The organism is Candidatus Rhabdochlamydia sp. W815 (genome assembly GCF_018642185.1).
Taxonomy (GTDB): Bacteria; Chlamydiota; Chlamydiia; order Chlamydiales; family Rhabdochlamydiaceae; genus Rhabdochlamydia; species Rhabdochlamydia oedothoracis.
The window spans coordinates 1-568 of the sequence record NZ_JAAVTY010000214.1 but is presented as its reverse complement, the minus strand read 5'-3'; the positions used below and the strand labels follow the sequence as shown (position 1 = coordinate 568).

The 568-nt window shown below is 35.0% G+C and carries 2 protein-coding genes; one reads left to right on the top strand and one right to left on the bottom strand.

Annotated features, from left to right (window positions below; translation table 11 throughout):
- Nucleotides 1-106 precede the first annotated feature (106 nt).
- The gene (locus RHOW815_RS08920) at nt 107-235 is read left to right on the top strand and encodes a hypothetical protein (protein WP_256439943.1); all 129 of its coding nucleotides are present in this window, start codon (nt 107-109) and stop codon (nt 233-235) included.
- A 76-nt stretch (nt 236-311) separates the two neighbouring features.
- On the opposite strand, the gene RHOW815_RS08400 is transcribed toward RHOW815_RS08920, so the two are convergent.
- On the bottom strand, nt 312-568 hold a 257-nt coding region (locus tag RHOW815_RS08400), incomplete at its 5' end, for a transposase family protein (RefSeq protein WP_305825899.1).

Here is a 568-nt window from a genome sequence, read left to right as displayed (position 1 = left end):
TCTACAAACATGCTATGCTCGGGTGCACAATAGATGTTTTTTCAAGTATTTATATGTTCTTTTTTGTGCACTTCAAGGTTGAAAGGGCCCATTAAGGAGATTAAAGATGGATTTAAAAATAGGAAGTTTCTTGAGTGCTGCCCGTACTGCTACCACAACTGCAGGGCTTACGCATGAAGAATTTCCTTTGCACCTACTAGATCTAATAAATAATCTTTACGACATGATGCAATGAAAGGCTTACTAAGGCTAGAAGACAAGCTTTTAATGACTTTAGAATATTTGAGAGAATAGACCTCTTTCAAAACCCATTAACATAGCTCCAGATTATAAATGCCCGCAATTAGATTGAACCGAAGACCAAACCTTTTTCGTCTATTTCTATAACGATCAGCTAAAATTTTGAATCGCTTAAGCAGACCAATAGCATTTTCATTAATTACACGTTCTTTGGAAAGGAATTGATTATTTTTTTTGTCTTGTTTTGTTAAAGGATTTTTCTTGCTTCTTCTTTTAGGCATTTGGGTTTTAGCATGAAGCTTTTTAAGTCCTAGATACCCTCCATCTG